Genomic DNA, 18,547 nt, shown 5'->3' on the forward strand with positions numbered 1-18,547 from the left:
TTTTCCAAGAAAGTCCTATTCCGGCAGACTTCCTGTTATTCTAACTTCCGATAACTTTGGCGTTGCTGTTTTTTGCCGATCTGTAAACAAAAAACGTACAAAGCGCATTTTTATCAATTGCTCAGGAACAATCTCTACTCTCCGTACTCCATTAGAAGAACAATCATAGTTACCAATCGTTTGCCATACAATCTTATCTGCAGAAACCTCAACATTAAAACAGCAACCTACATTCTCCACAAACTCGGCCACTACGCTATAAAGCTGCAATCCGCGTTCTGTATCCAACATCCAATAAGGCGAGCTGTCATTATCCGAAGGTTGCCAATAACTGTCTTTATCTCCATCTGCAGCCAATCCTGCAGAATGTCCTTCCTGCGAACTGGAAGAGAATGTCGGATTATTAACGCCGTAAGTTTGCAAAGAATCCTTTTCAGATTTATTAACATATCGCACGTATGGACGAATTTCCACTTCACGACTTTCTCCTTTCTTATAAACAGCCGTACCGGTAAAACCCAACGTTATACAAACAGGCTGAAGCCCCGGTGAAGAAGCTTCAACCAATGTGCTACCTGCATAATACGAACGTAATGCTATAGCTGCCTTGCCATCTTGAATACGAATATCACTATCCGGAGCAAACGTTATAGACTTCCCTGTGGGAAACTCGCCCGGACCTGAGAGTATACGTAGTGTAACAATAGGACTATTACTCAACTCACGACCATCTGCATCAAGTACGAGTACCGTAAGTTGTACATCATCAGTACCATCTATTTTTATCTTATCATACTTTGAAGCTATCAGTTGCAAACGTACTGCATTTCCCGCCACCGGCCATTGGGGTGGTGCAACCTTTGCATACTCATTGCGATACCAGTACCATGAACGTTTAGGCAAACGGAAATAATCCACAATTCCCATTTTTGCCATATCATTACCAAAAATACTACCATGATCGAAACCACACCAAATAGCTTGTCCGCTCCTCCATTCACGACCTTTCCAACCTTCATCACGTGCAAGGTCGCCCCAGCCCGGTGCATATTTTCCCGGACGGTCGGCTGTTACACTTCCATACTCTGATACAACTGATGAGACACCCGGTTCCTGAAAATCATCAATATTAGCCCCGTCACCGTTATACCCGGCTACATCACCTATCAAGTCTATCCGTTCAGTACCCAACGGTCGTTGAGCTCCTCCAACAGCTGCCATACGAGTAGGGTCCAACCGATGTACCACATCCACCATGCGTCTCAACAATCGCCTTACACCGGGAAGAGACCTGCCATCTGTAAAAAAAGGCTCATTACACAAACTCCATACAAATACCGAAGGATGATTTCGATGAATACGTATCATCTCTTCCAGCTGTTGCAGTACATTAGCTTCGAATGCTGCCGTATCAGCTGCAATCACAGGGTATGCTCCTGCAGTCCATACGCCATCAACTTTTGGACCTGCCGTACCCCAAAAAGGGGTTTCTGACCACAACAACATACCTTCACGATCGCAAGCATCGGAGAAAGCAGGAGAATGAGGATAATGTGATCCGCGAATCATATCAAAGCCGGCTTCTTTCATCTGGCATACATCACGATATGCAGCGGCATCAGTTACAGCATCTCCCCATCCGGCCTGGTCCTGATGTACATTAGCTCCTCTAAAGTAGTAGTGCTGTCCGTTAAGAAAGAATCCTTCATCTGCAGTCCACTTGAACCAACGAAATCCGAATACAATTTCTTCTGCATCCAACAATCTTTTTCCGGCATAAAGCTTACTCTCCAAAGTATAAAGTGACGGACTATAGGGTGACCAAAGTTCGGGAAACTTGATTTCGGGCGTTTTCAAGTCGTAAATACAACATTTGCCCGCACTGATTTTTTCCGTTCCGGAACATTCCGCCACCACCCGACCAAGCCTATCTCTCACGACCAACATTAACGTGTAAGCACCTTGTTTACTACCCGTATTTCTCACACAAGCCTTTACCTGTACATCCGATGCTTTCCCTCCATTCATCTCCAACGAAGGAGTAGTGATTACTGTTCCGCACCAGTCCAAATGTACCGTATGCTTTTTCACCAAACGTACATTACGATAAATTCCGCCGCTGAAAACGTGTTCACCTCCTCGTGGAGCTACCGTAGGGCGCCATAAGTTGTTGACCCTTATTGCCACTACGTTATCTCCTTCCACTGCGTACGGTGTAAAATCAATACTGAAACCGGTATATCCTCCCACATGGCTTCCGGCCAAATGTCCATTGACATATATTTCTGCCTCCTGAAATACACCGTCGAACTCCAAGAACAATCTCTTATCCATATCGGCTCTATCCATCTTAAGATGCTTCCGATACCAACCATATCCCACATAAAAGTCTTTAGACAAAAAGTAAGGGATACTAAAAGAATGTGGCAAGCCTACCGGCTCCCATGACGTATCATCATATAACGGTTGTTTCGCATTCTCATAATCGCCAATCTTATACATCCATTCTCTATTCAGATTGACAGTTTCCCGTCCTGTAGCCACATCTAAAGAATTACCCTTTACGTTACATATCCCCAACGATAATATAGTAAAAAGAAATACAAACTTATTCATATTCATTTGAGTTACATATATTCCCCTACATTCCGGCTTCCTTCGCAAAGAAATCCGTCATTTTCTTAAAAGTGTTTTCATTGAAAGTGACAGGGCCATGCTGCCCGTCGGGAACAGAAATAAATTCGTCCAAGCGTCCCTGCCTCTTTAGAGCTTCGGAGAAAAACATACTCTGGCAATTGGGAACCACAGTGTCCGCTTCGCCATGAATAACAATAAACTTAGGATCATTTTTATCTATGTAGGTAACGGGATTGAGAAGAGCCAGCATATCCAAATTATCAGCAGGACTCCCCCCTATCAAAGCCGCTTCGGGAGAATCCCCACCTTTGGTAGTATTGCAGTTCTCCATACGTGTCATATCTATCGGACCAAACCAATCAACTACTGCGTCCACACTACTACTGAAAGAGGAATACGCCCCTACACTTCCTTCCAAATCCACAGTCTCAGTCCCTACCGTATAAGATTTCACACCATTCGTAGTCCCTGCCAAAGAAGCCAAATGCCCGCCTGATGAAAATCCGGTAATTCCTATAAAAGAAGTATCCAACTTATATTTGGCAGCATTGGCACGGATGAAACGGATAGCCGCTTTCACATCATTAATCTGTGCCGGAAACTTGGCATCCCCACTCGAACGGTGATTAATGGAAACCACCGCAAAGCCTTTGTCGAGCAATGGCTTACCGAGAGCTTGAAAAGCTGCCTGTTTCATATTATTGGCAAACCATGCACTACCGTAAATAAGTACTACCACTTTATAAGACGGCTTGCCCGTATCGGGTAGGTATATATCCAATTTGTGCCCCTCCAGCTTGTCGTCCGCATAACTGATATCTGCCCGGCGGCAATCGGAGATACGATCTTCTATCTTGAAATAATCAAAATCGGCATATCCGCCCGTCTCCTTAGTAGCATAGTTAAACAAAGCAAAACGATAGCCCATGAAATGCGGAAGCGTATATTCCATATTCAGAACATTACCGATTACTTTCCAATGATTTCCATCCAAACTATAATAGAAGTATCCCTTATCAACTCTATTCCTAAAATCGCATTCTGCCTTGAAGTAAACAACAGACTGGTCCAACGGCACTTTCTCCACCTCCATAGGTTTCTCATACCCTCCATTAACCATCACAATGTATTTTCTACCATCGGTAACTTTAACACCGACCTGCCCATATTTACGCTGGAAAAGGGAAAGCCCGGCAAAATCTCCTTCTTTCATACCAGAAACATCCAGACTGATTGAACCTGTACAAACCGGACCGATAGTACGCTGCGTCAGCATATTCTTGGCTTGTGTAAAAGAGGTTTCTATCCGCCCTGTTGTCAACCTCATATATCCCTTGCGGGCAGAAAGGGACCAAAGAGAGTTGTCCGGATTATGATTCCATTGCCACACCAGCGGTAAAGCGCGTTCCCCTTTCTTTCTGTTAAAATCATCAGAATTCACAATGCCCGGAATTAGTCCACGACTATCCGGCAAGTTCAATTTGGCAGGAGCACGTCCGTTTACGCCTAATACCGGCCATCCGTCTTTCCATTCCACCGGAACAAGATAAGGAATACGTCCTACCGCACCGCAATCCTCAAATAAATAAGCAAACCAGCGTCCGTCCGGCGTATCTACCAATCCTCCTTGTGCAATACCACGGTCCTGAAACACAACACGACCTTCATAAGGTCCTGTTATCTTATCGGCACGATGTACAATTACAGTACGTACTCCGCCACGTGGCCAAGTAATATTAAAAAGATAATACTTGCCATTTACTTTAAAAAGTTGTGACCCTTCAGCTCCCAGCATAATTTTATCTCCGGCCGGTGCACTGGCATTCTCTAACAACACCCGTTCAGTACCCGGTTTTACACCTGAAAGGTCCGATTCCAATTCTGTCAGAAATAGTTTTCCATTGCCATATATCATATAGATATGTCCGTCTTCATCAAAGAAGAAAGAATGATCGTGGTAGGCAGGAGAGAACTCCGTACACTTCCACGGTCCTTTTTCAAGATTTTTAGTGGTGTAAAAGTATGTTTTACCCGTAGTCTGAGCAAAAGTAGAGAGATAATACAATCCCTTGTGATAGCGAAGACAACTCGCCCACGACCCACGTCCATAGGTATTCTCACCGTTGTCCAAATTCATGGCAGGCATATCGGCAAGCGTATCGTAAGCATAATTCACCAACTCCCAATTTACCAAATCCTTAGATTTCATGATAGGAACTCCCGGAGACATATGCATTGTGGTGCTACTCATGTAATAGGTATCCCCTACACGCAACATAGACATATCCGGCGCATCAGCATAAATTACAGGGTTTGTTGCAGGCTTTTGCGCTGCCAGCGGCAATATGCAACAAAGTAAGCCGCATAAAAAGAAAAGAGTTTTTCGCATTTTCATATTCGTATTAAATTACTATTCTATTATCAGTCCCTACGATTATTTTATCGAAACAGCAGCTGTGCATACTGGTGCAAAGCCCTGCGCCAAGTCAGCCACTCATGTGCAGTTTCGGGAGATTCGTAATAAGTATACCGGATACCTTGTTTATCCAACATTTGCCTGAAAGCTTTCACCACTCCCGGAAAAGGGACGGGTTCGGAAGTGCCCAATCCCAAGAAGAAAGCTTTGAATTGCCTGTTCACCATTTTCCCGTCTTTAAATTTCCCGTCCAGAAAGGTATCTGCATCCAAAGGCTCCGTACTCGGATAATTGGAAGTACCACTGAAACCGCCATAATAAGCAAAAGACTCCGGATGATTCATGGCAATGCGCATCGTTTGGTTCGCTCCCATCGACAAACCTGCAATAGCGCGGCTCTCACGCTGAGGAAGTGTACGGAATTTAGTATCAATCATAGGTATAACCTCTTGCAACAGCACTTCTTCAAATACCGTTGTTTGAAAGAGAACCCGTTCATTCGGTCTGACCGCATAGCCGTTATCCATAACAATCAACATCGGAACTGCCTTCTTTGCGGCAATCAAGTTATCCAGTATCAAATTCGCCTTTCCCTGACTTCCCCAACCCGTTTCATCCTCAAAACTGCCGTGTTGAAGATAAAGCACCGGATAACGTTTCTCGGTATTGGTTTCATAGCCTGCCGGAGTGTAAACGAAACAACGCCTCCATTCCTGTGTGATTTTGGAATAGTAGTTCACCTCACTCAATAATCCATGAGGTACATCTTTCAGAGCATAAAAGTCAGCATCATGTGCCGGAATTTCAATACCACTGCCCAATCGTCCCGCACCATAAAAATATTTCGTGCCCGGATCGGGAACCGATGCTCCGTCCACATTTAACTGATAATAATGAAAACCTTCTTGCTGACAATCTGATTCTCCTGTCCAAAAGCCTTTCTCATTTTTTACCATATCATATTTTACACCGCCAATATCAAGCTGCACTCTTTTGGCCTCCGGTGCATAAATCCGGGCACGCACCCTTCCCTCTGAATTGACTTGGGGATATTCCTTCCCTAATTGATTTACACTCGAGGGTTTGAAATCCTCAATAACTTGTGCATAAGAGGACGAAGCAAGATTCGCCAATAACACAAAAACATTAAACCATGTGATAATCTTTTTCATGTTTGTATTATGAACTAATTTAATCGTACTGCAAAGAAAAGAATCTTTCATCAATTCTCCCTCAAAGCCTGTTGCAGATATTTTTGTCCATGTTACATCTTTGGAGAAAACTCAAGCCACAAAGGCTATCGGTTCTCGTTTTACAGTTTCATGCCACCCCCCTTCCACCCTTCTGAGACCTCCTGTTTATACGGGATAGCGGGTGGAACCCGCTTTTTACTTCCCCAATGACGCATCTCAGCTTCCCAAACCTCACACCTCAGCTCCTCAAATGCCTGTGGTTTGCAGGACAAATGCCCGTGGTTAAGAGAGTTGAGGTGTGAGGTTTGGGAAGCTGAGATGTGTCATTGGGATTACCGGGATGTGTAGTCTGTGATATGGGTTCCACCCGCTATCCCGTATAAACAGAAGGTCTCAGAAGGATGGAAGGGGTACAAATGCAAACTGAAATCCAAGAATATCCTCTATTTTATATACATGATAATTCATTTTGATATATATCAAAACGAATTATCATGTATATAAAAACAGAGTCTTTGCCGGCTGGATACTTCTTACGCTATATATAAATCTTTCTTTAAGCACCTATGCTGTATCTTTACAAAGGATATAATAAACGTAAGAGAAAAACAACGTTTTTGTTTTGTGCTCCTGCACTTTCTTCACAGAAAGCACAGGACTCTTATTATAAAATGCACAAAACAATCAGTCCCAAGATAACAAAAGGGACCGAATGTATCTTTAGTTTTTTAAACAATCAGAAGTTCTTTACTCAATTAAAACCCTTTTTACTGATAATGATAATCAAAGAAATATACTTAAAGCATTAAATATACAGCTTTATATCATCTATTTTTTACAATGCTAACTTAACGGATGCTATGCTATAACCAGATAACATAACATAACTACCATCAGTCTTTTCCAATGAATTCGCCTCAATCGCTTCCATATTCTTATACTCAGTTGTTTCAACAGCATGTATCTGCCTTATTCCCGCCAAAGGAATTTCAACTTTCTGAGTATTACCAGTCATATTCAACAATACTAATGTTATCTCATTACCTGCTTTATTAATATAAGCTGTAGCGCATAAATCCTGATTATCAGCTGTTACCTTAATGCGTATTGTATTAGTGGCATAACGTGCATAATGCGAGAGAATATAACCATTTTTAGTAATCTCCCCCTCTCCTACAGGACTCCTCTTATCATTATCACCTATCATTCCATAGAAACGTTTCAAATACCAGTATACATAAGCACTGCAATAACCTTCCATACACATATGTATTTCTTTTGCCAGATGAGAGAAACAATATTCCCATGTGCTAAATTCCCATTTTCCCGAATCTTCTTCTTTTTCTCCATCATTAAACAAATGTTCTGTCATCCACCATGTTTTTCCGCTTAAACGGGAATAAAGTCCGCAAATATAATCATGCCGATTCTTTTCATACCCCGGTTGTTCAATATTGATAAACCCTTGATAAAGATGCCCTACCAAAATATCTGTATTAAAAAACGCTTCAATATCATTCATAATCGGATCTGTATAATCGGGAGATGTTCCACAAGATTCAGGAGACATCAGTTTCACTCCTGTAGCACGTATCTTCGCTCCATACTGCTTAACAAAGGCTACAACTTCTTGAGGAGTCCAATATGTAAATTCCATATCAGGCTCATTCTGAACGGATATTGCATATAAATTAATCCCGTTCTGTCTCATAAAATTAATATACTTAATTAAATGATTAGCATAAGCCTCATAATTTTCAGTTTTCAAATGCTGAACCTCTTTTCCGGCTACTGTGACTTTATCAGAAAGAGCATCAGTACAGTCCCATGGGCACGCAAAGATTATGGCACCATTATCTTGAGCCATCTTTGCAGCTGCCACATCTGCACTCCAATCAGTTTCATCTGGATAAATCATTAAACGAAGTATAGAATAACCTAAACCGTTGGATCCATACATCTTATTCATCTGCTCCGGTGTAATAAGAAACCCTCCACACCAGATTTTAGGATTATACATACCACCAAATCCAACGACAGGCTGATACTTCTCTAAAGGATCTATTTGGAGAGTTAGTGTTTGATATGCCACGTCTTGTTTTATCAACAAATCAGACTTTTCACCCGTAGTTTTATTGATTATATAAATAAATTGGCTTCTCGATTTATGGGTATCATTACCTGTACAAGTAATCTTTAAACGGGTAGTTTGTTCAACTTGTTCTATGCTACCTCCAGACATAGGAGTAACATCTACCACAATATCACCTGTCCCCAAAGATATTTCCCATTCTGTTTGTGACCATTCAACAATAGCTATTGCTGTGCCACCAGTGTTAGATACCTCTATATTATTTTTAAGGAAGAGCGCATAAGCGCTCTTCCCTTCATTATCTGTAATTTTACCATTATCATCTGAACAACTCCATAATGATAGACCGATAAAAACGAAAAATAGGTTTAAAACAAATATTTTCATAAACTAATTTTTCAGGCCATCAACAATTCCTACATACATTCCTGTACGGTTATACTTAGCATCCCAAGGACAAATCAAAGCACTGTTTCCATTCTCTGTCAAACGGGAAATTGAGATGCCATACTGTTTGTCAGCAGGAATAAGTTCTAAATATTTTTTAATGATAAATGTATAGTACTCAGCAGCAATTGCCCTATCCTCAAGAGAAAGTTTAGAACAAGGAATTGCAGTACCCTCTTTATTTACCATTGTCATGCTGAAGTCGGATATACGTACCAATTTACCGGTAGCAGCCAATTTGGTGAATAAGCCTGTAATTGCCGTTTCATTATTCTTTTGTACTTCCACATCTTGGGAATAGCTGGCATGAAGCAAGATATTATAACCATCAATTTTAGTTATATTATCAGCTTCCCATGATTTAACCAATTCTACAAGTTGTCCGCATTTGCCTACAACATCATCAGATTGCTCAATTGTGTTACTTACAAATAGATCAAGATCTATTTTTGCCGTATCACGAGCTAATGCTACAGCCTTACGTGCATACCCTTCCTGACCTAAATATTTTGCCCAATCAAAAGTATTCTCATTAACTGTGTTATCAAGAGGTTCTCCCACAATATTCCAAGCTTTTACGGTTTCACCACCGGCATCTATCACACCACCAATCCATTTTTCCAATTCTTTAGTGAAAATTTTCGGTTTTTCTTCTTCTGGTACAGGAATAATAATGTCAGCGGCTTTCCAATGGAGTTTTATATTATCAATATAAGCATGCCATTCACCTGAGCCAGACCCTACAGCCAAATCTATTTCCGTTAAGTCTTTCATAGTATTTGGTATCACAATTTTTCCAGCTTCCGGAGTTGCACCTTCTTTCAAGAAAGTGATATGGATCAAATCTTTTCCCCATTTATCCGCCTCACAACCAAAATTGAACGGCCCTTTTCCACTATTAAATTCTTGTCCATTTATAATTACTCTCATACCGCTTCCCCAGCCACCTTTACCTCCAATCAAGTACATATCAAGAGAAATACCGGTATAATCTCCTAAAGTTCTGCCTTCTGGAAACTTAACAGTAAACTTTGGATAAGAATACGAACAAGGAGAAGCTGTAGTACCCACATGCAACACTTTACCCTCACCTTGGGGATTATTCTCTACCACAGATTGATTACCATTGGACATAGGATACTGTGTACCTACATTATCACCTTCAAAGTCAATTGTTGTAACACCACCTCCTTCTATTTCATAATTCATAACAATGTTATCAAGGTAATATTGTGCAGCACCAGACTGTGAACCTACAGCCAATGTGAACTCTGTAAGATCTTTCAAATTATCAGGCAAATTAAAACCGGGGGCTTTGCTATCATTCAACTTAATGATAGCCCCACGATTCCATTCATTAGGTTTACAACCAAAGTTGCTAGCATTCACACCCACAGCAAACTCCTGCTTGTTAATAAAAACCTTTATTCCTTGTCCCCAAATACCATCATTATTGACAATACGCATATCAAGGACTATATTTATATAATCACCTAATTTTCGACCTTCCGGTAACTTTACATTTAATACAGGAAATGAATTATTAGCTTTATTGCTTTCAGTACCTATATGTAACGTTTTACCTGTTTTCCCGTCAGGATCATTTTCTACTACAGCCTGGCTCCCATTAGTCATCTCATATGATGTACCAAGCTCGTCATTTTCAAAGTCACAAATGACGGTCTTACCTTTTTCCGGCACAATAGGAATAATTTCGGGCTGAAGCAGTTCGTCATAGTAAGCTGCACGTTGTCCTTGATCAGAACAAAGTGTCCCACCAAAAAGTATCACGCCTGCTTCTTTCGCTGCATCAGCTACTAATTGCATTCCTCCTAAATCGTAGGTATTATCATCCTTCGCAGAAGTAGCAGGCATGAATGAGCCTCCTATATCTAAGCCATCAAAGTTGTTAAGAATGGTACTATAGGCTGTTTCTTTTGCAACAAAATCTGTCGAAGCCATATTTGCTGTCAACTTAAACGGCGAGTCAGCTCCACGACTGATGTACGATTTTAACAAATCAAAACTAGCCAAATATTCATTGACAACCACATCTTCAGGCTTTTCTACCTGAAGATTGCAGTCATACTCATCGGTACATGCCATAACTGTCGCTCCAAGTATAGCAAATCCGATTAGTCTATTACTTAAATATTTCATATTCTCTTAATTTTAAGGTTCATAAAAAGGCTACTTGATTTCAATTTCAAAAGCCGCACCGCCCTGTACTCCACGAGTACTTAACACTAAGGTATCCTTAGTGGCATACTGCATATTTTTCCCCTTGAAATCAACTGTATAATCCAAATAGATAGCATCACGATCTTTACCACCAAGACTATTTTTTTCTCCATCTTTCACAAATTTACCAGTACCCGAAACTGTAAGTTCGTCAGAAACGCTACCTACTGTACAAGTACCGTCATCTGCAAAAGACAAGCTAACATCGTAATTAAAAAGAGCTCCCCCTGCGTCTTGAGTAGATAAGGAAAGAATATTGTCCTTCAAACTCTTTGTAGTTACATACACGCGTTCATCTTTCTCTACATACTGCTCGTGACGCACCAACTCTGAAGATGCACCATTTATCACTGCTTTATCCACTCCACGGCGCAAATACTCTCCATGTTGCGGATTTACATATTGCACTGCATAAAGAATAAAGTTCTTCGGTTGTACACTCCAATGTCCATTGTTTGTCAAGACCGGATCCCCAACTGCCGCCTTACCTTGCAAAATAGAGTCGGCTCCTTGTACATCCGTCATTCTCAATGGAATTACATAATTCTGCCCCAATGCTTTTTCATCAGCAAAGAATGCATCGGTAAGATGTACTTCTACTCCTCCCATAATACTTCCTGCAGGTATATTTATCTGATTAGAAGCTAATTTATAATGAGTTACCGGCATTACAGTTAAAGGAGTCTCAGTTCCTTTGAAGTAGAGATTTTCACAAAGTGATTCATCTACTACATAGTCAATAATTACATTGTTCCGGTTAGTGTATCCACCACCCCACGCTGCATTTATAGAAACTTTATGCTCATTATCCATCGAATTGTCAACAAATTCATCTTCTCCTAACTCAACAGTACGCAATGCGTACTGATTAGCAAAATATACAGTCTGATAATCAAAGTCAGGAAATTCATTGTATGAACTTTCACAAGCCGTGAAAGACAGAAGCAATGATGCCAATCCACAGTACACTAATTTATTTTTCATATTATTCCAGATTCTATTGAATGTATTTACAATCATTTTTATTTCCATCCTTTATTTTGAACAAGATTACTATATTTCAAAACCTCCGAGTTAGGAATGGGACAGTAGTACATATAATCCTCATAAGAACGTTCCTCTACCGTGATTCGTTGATAGCTGTTACCATTCCATTCCATCCCATATATCGGCTCATTCAAATCTAACTTCCAACGACGAACATCCCAAAAACGGAATCCTTCAAAACAGAGTTCAAGACGTCGTTCATTACGAATCAGTTCGCGCATTTTTTCCTGGCTAGCAGCACATTCTTCCAAATAAGGATCATTTGTGCCCCCCACTCCTGCACGCTTTCTAATAGCTTTAATGACATCATAAGCAGAATAGTTTCTTCCATTTTTCTCTTTTGGCCCCCAAGCTTCATTGGCAGCCTCGGCATAAGTTAGAAACATCTCAGTAAAACGGACGCGAGGGTTATAATGTGGCTGTTTAGAAGTTGCTGCCGGATCACAGTTCACATCCATACGTAACCGTTTCTTCATATAGTATCCTGTACGAGTAGAACTATTTTCTGTTACATTGATACCATCTTTACTTGATGAAACAATATTTATAGTTGTCTCTTTTTCACTAATTGTACTACCATTATAAAAAATATATTTACTCAAACGCGGATCACGCCCTTCGTAAGGAGCACCAACATTATATTTACTATTCCCATCATTAATAGGATATCCATTAGCCATAGGAAATGCATCCACTAAATTTTGAGACGGATTCATATAACCAGTCCCGTACAAACTCGGTGGAAAATTTTGAGACTCTTGTGTATTGTCACCACTCGTACGGCCTTCTCTCCACAGAATTTCATCCGGATTAATGCCATTTTCTACAGTATTGACTATAGCAGGAGAATAATATTCAATTCCATTATCAGCAAGTTTTCCACCTTTATAATCAAGTACATCAGCTGCAACATTAGCTGCATCAGCCCATGTAGCATTATTAGAAGCATCTTGATACAAAGGACTAGCTGCCAACAGAGCCGTACGTGCACGGAAAGCTTTAGCTATAAGTCCATTAAATAACTGACGTGCCTTAGCACCCATAACATTATTATATTTACTAGCATCCTCTGTCAGAGCTTGAAAATCAACTGGCACTGTAGAGACATCCTCATACTCCAAAGGTAATAAAGTTTCTGCCTGTGCCAAATCAGCATAAATCTGATCTATACAAGTCTGAAAGGAGGCACGTGGCAAGTTAAAATCAGATTGTGATGTCTGATATTCTGTAATAACCGGCACACCCAATAATTCACCATTCTCGCCATAACCAGCATGTGCACGCATTAAATAATAATAAAACATACCTCTAAGTCCGTAAGCCTCACCTTTCATACGGCGCGCAAATAGACTGTTCATTTCCTCATCATCTGACCAGTTCACTTCACCCACGTTCTCTAAAAACAGATTGATATACTGAATTGCATTATAAGAGTTGGTCCACTGACTCAATGGATTATATGAAGAGTTGGTCCAAGCTCCTGTAGCCATTTGCAAAAAAGTATTAGTCATCTGATTAGTCACAGCATCATCCGTTGCATATTCACTATTATCATAATATCCCGGAATCTGGCTATATACATTATGCAAGATTCCTCGTGCATATTCCGGATCATCATACATTTGTTCAGTTCCCTGTTGATTTTCAGGAGCTGGTTCAAACAAGTCGTCACAGCTAGAAAAGATCAAGGCACTCGCTATAAAAAGTAATATTTTCTTTTTCATAATCATCTATTTATTAGCCTATTAAATCAGAATGCAGCTTTGAAACCGGCGTAAAAATTACGACACTGCGGAAAGCCTGTACTCAACTCCATATGCTTACGTTCTTTTGAAATTGTAAGCAAGCTGTTACCACCACAATATACACTTAAGCCACGAACGAATGATCCCTTGAAGGTATTCTTCGGGAAATCATAGGTCAACTGCACTTGATTCAAATTGAAGTAATTACGTTTATACATCCAGAAAGTGGAGGTCTGATAATTGTTTGCACCATTAGTTGTCGTCAGACGCGGATAAGTAGCTGTTTCCTTTGTATCTTCTGTCCAACGTCCCCACACTACTTCTGAAAACTTACTTGTACCACGATTCCAATAATAAGAGCTTGTTTTGAAATCGATAGCCCCAGTTTGTCCCGATCCCATAGCAAAAAGTGAGAAATTTTTATACTTTACTGTGAGATTCAACCCAAAAGAGAAAGGAGGAGCCGACCAACCATTCTTTCCTAATTCTACTTGGTCCTTACTATCAATTACCTTGTCACCATTAATATCTTTATATTTCAAATCACCTGGCTTCACTGTACCAAAAGTCTGACGAGCATGCTCATCAATTTCAGTCTGATTCTGGAAAAAACCTTCACACACATAGCCATAAGAAACATCTAATGACCGACCTTGGCGTCTTTGATAATCCTCATTGTACATTTCGTCACGCACCAAAGCTTCAGAATTAAAGATCATACCACTGAAACCAAGTGTTACGTCAAAATCACCAATTTTTTTATTAGCTGTCAGTGAAAAATCAAAACCGCTACGTCTATCCTCATTGTAATTAATCCAAGGTAAGAAAGTATTATTTTCATTTATATGAAAATAAGAAGGATAAATTGTAGAAGAGCCTTGAGTAAGAAGTCCCTTTGTATTCTGTCTAAAATAATTAGCATTCAACCGAATTAAACGTTTGAACAGCGTTGCATCAATACCAGCACGAAATTCCTGACGGGTAACAAAGCTTAAATCATAATTGTCACCACGCTTAGAAGTCGGCGTCCAGCCACCTGCTGTTCCATCATGCCATTGAACCCAGTGCCCATCTGTTTTAGAGAAATACCCTTTATACATATAATAGTTTTCAATATCGAGATCTTGGTGCAAGTTTGCATAAGAAGCCGTCAACTTCAAATCATCCACCCAGGAAACATTCTCTTTAAAGAAATCTTCCCTACTAATTCTCCAACCCAAAGTTACTGATGGCGAGAAAGCATTACGATTGCCTTCAGGCAACTTAGCAGAATGCACAACAGCACCGCTAAAATCAGCATAATATTTATGATTATAATTATATGCAGCACGTAAACCCAAGTTTACATTACTTGTACGATGATAGTCACTACTTTCATGATTTTCATCTGCAGTACTCTGCATTTGATACCCCCATCCTAAAAGAGTGGCTGTAACATTATGGCGTTTAGCAAAAGTTCGATTATAATCGAATTGTGCACTAAACATCATAGTTTGATCGTACATAGACTTACCTACGTATTCATTAGCATCCTTTTTGTCATTATTATGCTTTTGCAAAGCAATAATCATATCCTGACCATTTACATTAGCCCATGTAGGCTCATAAACAGCATAAGTCTCATTAAAAGCTTCCGAATAATAAGAAGTATAGTCCACACTGTATGCCGTTTTAAAAGACAAACCTTTGAGAACGGAACTTAAATCAGCAGTCAAACTAACATCAAACATAAACATACGAGCTTTCTCTTTAACATAACCGGCTGCCAGTAAATCGGCAAACGGATTAGTTAAATCAGTCGATGTACCACCTAATAAATAGTTACCTCCAATTAAATGATTACTATTCGTAATATATTCTTGAATTGAAGAAGAATTAGGATCCATCATACTAATAGGTAATAATGGAGCAAACCAATTAGGACGCAAGGTTGATGCCGCCCCCCAAAAATCACCACGACCATCATATTGATTAGTATAAATAACGGCTGCATTGGTTGTAGCTTTTAACCATGAAGTAAGTTTCATATCTACATTACCACGTACATTGAAGCTCATATCATAGTTGTTCTTTGCTTCACCCCATTTCAACAAATCATTATTATAGTTCATCCCAAAGTTCAGGTAATAGTGAGTACGTTCATTACCTCCGGAAACCTCACCGGTAACATCAGCATTGTAGTACACTTTTTTCAAATACTCAGAACTATAAAAATCAATATTAGGATAGCGATAAGGATTTGTTCCCATAGCTGTATGATAAATAGTAGACGCATCATAACGCTCAGCCAATCCATCATTACGACAGGCCTCATTATAGAGAGTCATATAACAATCTGCATCCAAATATTTCGGATAAGATTTCGGTACATTAACACCAGCATTAGCTCTCACATTTATACTCATCGGTTCATTCTTACCACGCTTAGTAGTAATAAGTATAACCCCCTTAGCTGCGCGACTACCATAGAGTACAACAGCCGCCGCATCTTTCAGTACCGAAACACTTTCTACTTCAGAAGCACGTACATTACTCGCACTACGAGGTACACCATCTACTAGAACTAAAGCTCCTTGTCCCCAGATATTACCGGTATATCCACCGACCAAACTTTCTAGCCCCACCAAACTATTGGAACTATTTACTTTTTTCATCAATTCAGATGTGCTAACTGTAGATATGGCATTCGTTACATCTTCCTGCGCAATCGTACCGAAAGCTACATTTACCAAGCTGTCCTGATTCGCTTGTGCTTGTAGCCTCATCGTATTAAACAGCGACATGGCAAGCATTGTACAGCCAATATATAGATACTTTCTTTTCATTTTTAACGTCATTATTAGTTAATAAGTAATTACCAACCAGGATTCTGGTAGAATCCTTCATAAATGTTCACATCTTTTCGTGGAAGCGGATACCAATAGTGTCTGTCAGTATATTGACGTTCGAACAAAACAACCTCACGCAAGTTTTTTACAGGATTTTCTTCCGGAGCATCATAATTATAGTTATTGGGATCGGCACGGTCAAACTCTATTTTTGTCTTAAGTGTATACGGACTTTGGGTCAGTAACATCCAGCGACGAAGATCCATAAAACGGAAACCTTCAAATGCCAATTCTACTGCACGCTCACGACGAACCTCACCCAAAAAGTCAATTGTGTTATTCAAAAACTTATTTAGTACAGAAGCTACGCCCGCGCGCTGACGTACTTTATTTATTGCTTCTACCGCTGTCAATGAGTAAGTAACAGCCTTGCTTTGAGGGGTACCATAACCTACCGCTGTGGCTTCTGCATACATCAAATAAACATCAGCTAAACGCATTAAATTAAGTATCATTATATTATTTTCCTTATAGCCATCTATTGTATTCATCAATTGCGGGCAGAGTTTACTATTCATATAGCCTGTAAAGCATCCCTTATTAGGGTTCACTTCTTCACTTTCGCGACCACCAGTGAAAAGCTCTACAGACCCACCTGCACCACCAGTACTCTTAAATTTCACACCATCAAACATGATGACTTTGTAAAAACGCGGATCACGGTCTTTCCAAGGATAAGTGGGATCATAACCTGATTCCGCATCTGCCTGTGTCATGTTCTTAATGGGATAGCCATTCTTCATGCCAAAATAATTTACATAGTTAGCTGTAGGAAAGTTTTTGATACCAGAAGACTCAATAGACTGAGGGCGGAAATCATTTATCATATTCCACCTCCACCGGCTATCATAATTAAGCAGATTTTCCATGAATATGCTTTCTTTTACACCATTCAATTTTCCATTAGAATTATGTAGTAAAAAGATATCGTTATATTCTGAGAAATCCGCTAATTCATAGCGTTTGGTCTTCTCTGTCAACTGAAGTGCTTCACCTAATGCATCTGCTCCTCGTTTACATAACTCTGCATTATACTCTCTTGATCCTCCTGAAGCCCAATTCATCAACGGACTACCAGCCCAAAGAAGAGTCTTTCCTTTATAAGCCAATGCCATAATTTTATTAATGCGCATATTATTCTTTCCAAGAGTAACTTTACCAGCTGTTGTTTCATCCCAATCAACTGGCAATAAAGTTGCTGCATGTTCAAAATCGGATACACACTTTTCTGCACATTCCTGCCAAGAAAGACGAGGAAGCGTTGGATTAACATCCGGAGAAAGCACCTCATCAATATAAGGAATTCCACCCCACCATTCCATCAGCATAAAATGGAACCAAGCACGGAAGAAATAGAGTTGTCCCTCAATAAGATTACGTTCTTCTTCAGTAGCACTAACCAAATTCTCTAAATTAGCAATACCAAGATTAGCCTTACGGATGGCATACCAACCATTAGTCCATAAGTCTCCCTTATCTCTACGGTTTGAGGTACCTGCCGAGCCCCCACTTCTAGGATAGCCATAATAAGCTGTAGTCCATCCCCAAAAGTCACCATTATCTACATTACGAGTTTGTAAACGAACCTCTTGAGGTTCCCAATACACATCTTCACCATAATTAAAACAAGTATGATATTCGCTGTTTGAAACAACAGGTATACAATTATAAAGTTCCTCGGTAAATCCCTGAAAGTTCATAAAATTTTTATAGGGATCGTTTGCCTGATAATCACTTTCGGGCGACTTGTCCAAATAATCGGTACACGAAGTAGTACCCAACAAGCCTACTACAGCAAAAGCTGAAGTTACAAAGAATCTGTTGATATATTTATTCATAGT

The 18,547-nt window shown here is 40.0% G+C and carries 9 protein-coding genes; all 9 read right to left on the reverse strand.

The features are described 5' to 3' along the window. Window positions 1–15 precede the first annotated feature (15 nt). Window positions 16–2,616 (reverse strand): glycoside hydrolase family 2 protein, encoded by a 2,601-nt coding sequence (locus KG118_RS01660; protein ID WP_117711250.1) that lies wholly within the window; start codon window positions 2,614–2,616, stop codon window positions 16–18. 25 nt (window positions 2,617–2,641) lie between these two features. After that, window positions 2,642–5,032, reverse strand: a complete 2,391-nt coding sequence (locus KG118_RS01665) for a beta-xylosidase family glycoside hydrolase (RefSeq protein WP_117711223.1) — start codon at window positions 5,030–5,032, stop codon at window positions 2,642–2,644. A gap of 44 nt (window positions 5,033–5,076) precedes the next feature. Further along, the gene (locus KG118_RS01670; RefSeq protein ID WP_117711222.1) at window positions 5,077–6,225 is read right to left on the reverse strand and encodes an alpha/beta hydrolase-fold protein; all 1,149 of its coding nucleotides are present in this window, start codon (window positions 6,223–6,225) and stop codon (window positions 5,077–5,079) included. A gap of 856 nt (window positions 6,226–7,081) precedes the next feature. Continuing rightward, a complete protein-coding gene (locus tag KG118_RS01675; RefSeq protein WP_117711221.1) occupies window positions 7,082–8,725 on the reverse strand; it encodes a glycoside hydrolase in 1,644 nt (547 codons plus the stop codon). 3 nt (window positions 8,726–8,728) lie between these two features. Then, window positions 8,729–10,945: an endo-1,4-beta-xylanase gene (locus tag KG118_RS01680; protein WP_117711220.1), complete on the reverse strand. Its 2,217-nt coding sequence runs from the start codon at window positions 10,943–10,945 to the stop codon at window positions 8,729–8,731. A 30-nt stretch (window positions 10,946–10,975) separates the two neighbouring features. Next, window positions 10,976–12,010 carry a DUF5627 domain-containing protein gene (locus KG118_RS01685; protein ID WP_117711249.1) on the reverse strand — a complete coding sequence of 345 codons (1,035 nt, stop codon included), beginning with the start codon at window positions 12,008–12,010 and terminating at the stop codon, window positions 10,976–10,978. A gap of 38 nt (window positions 12,011–12,048) precedes the next feature. Next, window positions 12,049–13,797: a RagB/SusD family nutrient uptake outer membrane protein gene (locus tag KG118_RS01690; protein WP_117711248.1), complete on the reverse strand. Its 1,749-nt coding sequence runs from the start codon at window positions 13,795–13,797 to the stop codon at window positions 12,049–12,051. Between the two features lie 26 nt (window positions 13,798–13,823). After that, entirely contained in the window at window positions 13,824–16,643 is a 2,820-nt protein-coding gene (locus KG118_RS01695) for a SusC/RagA family TonB-linked outer membrane protein (protein WP_117711219.1), read from the reverse strand. 29 nt (window positions 16,644–16,672) lie between these two features. Continuing rightward, window positions 16,673–18,544 carry a RagB/SusD family nutrient uptake outer membrane protein gene (locus KG118_RS01700; protein WP_117711247.1) on the reverse strand — a complete coding sequence of 624 codons (1,872 nt, stop codon included), beginning with the start codon at window positions 18,542–18,544 and terminating at the stop codon, window positions 16,673–16,675. Between the last annotated feature and the right edge of the window lie 3 nt (window positions 18,545–18,547).

The sequence above is a fragment of the Bacteroides propionicigenes genome (assembly GCF_018390535.1).
GTDB lineage: Bacteria > Bacteroidota > Bacteroidia > Bacteroidales > Bacteroidaceae > Bacteroides > Bacteroides propionicigenes.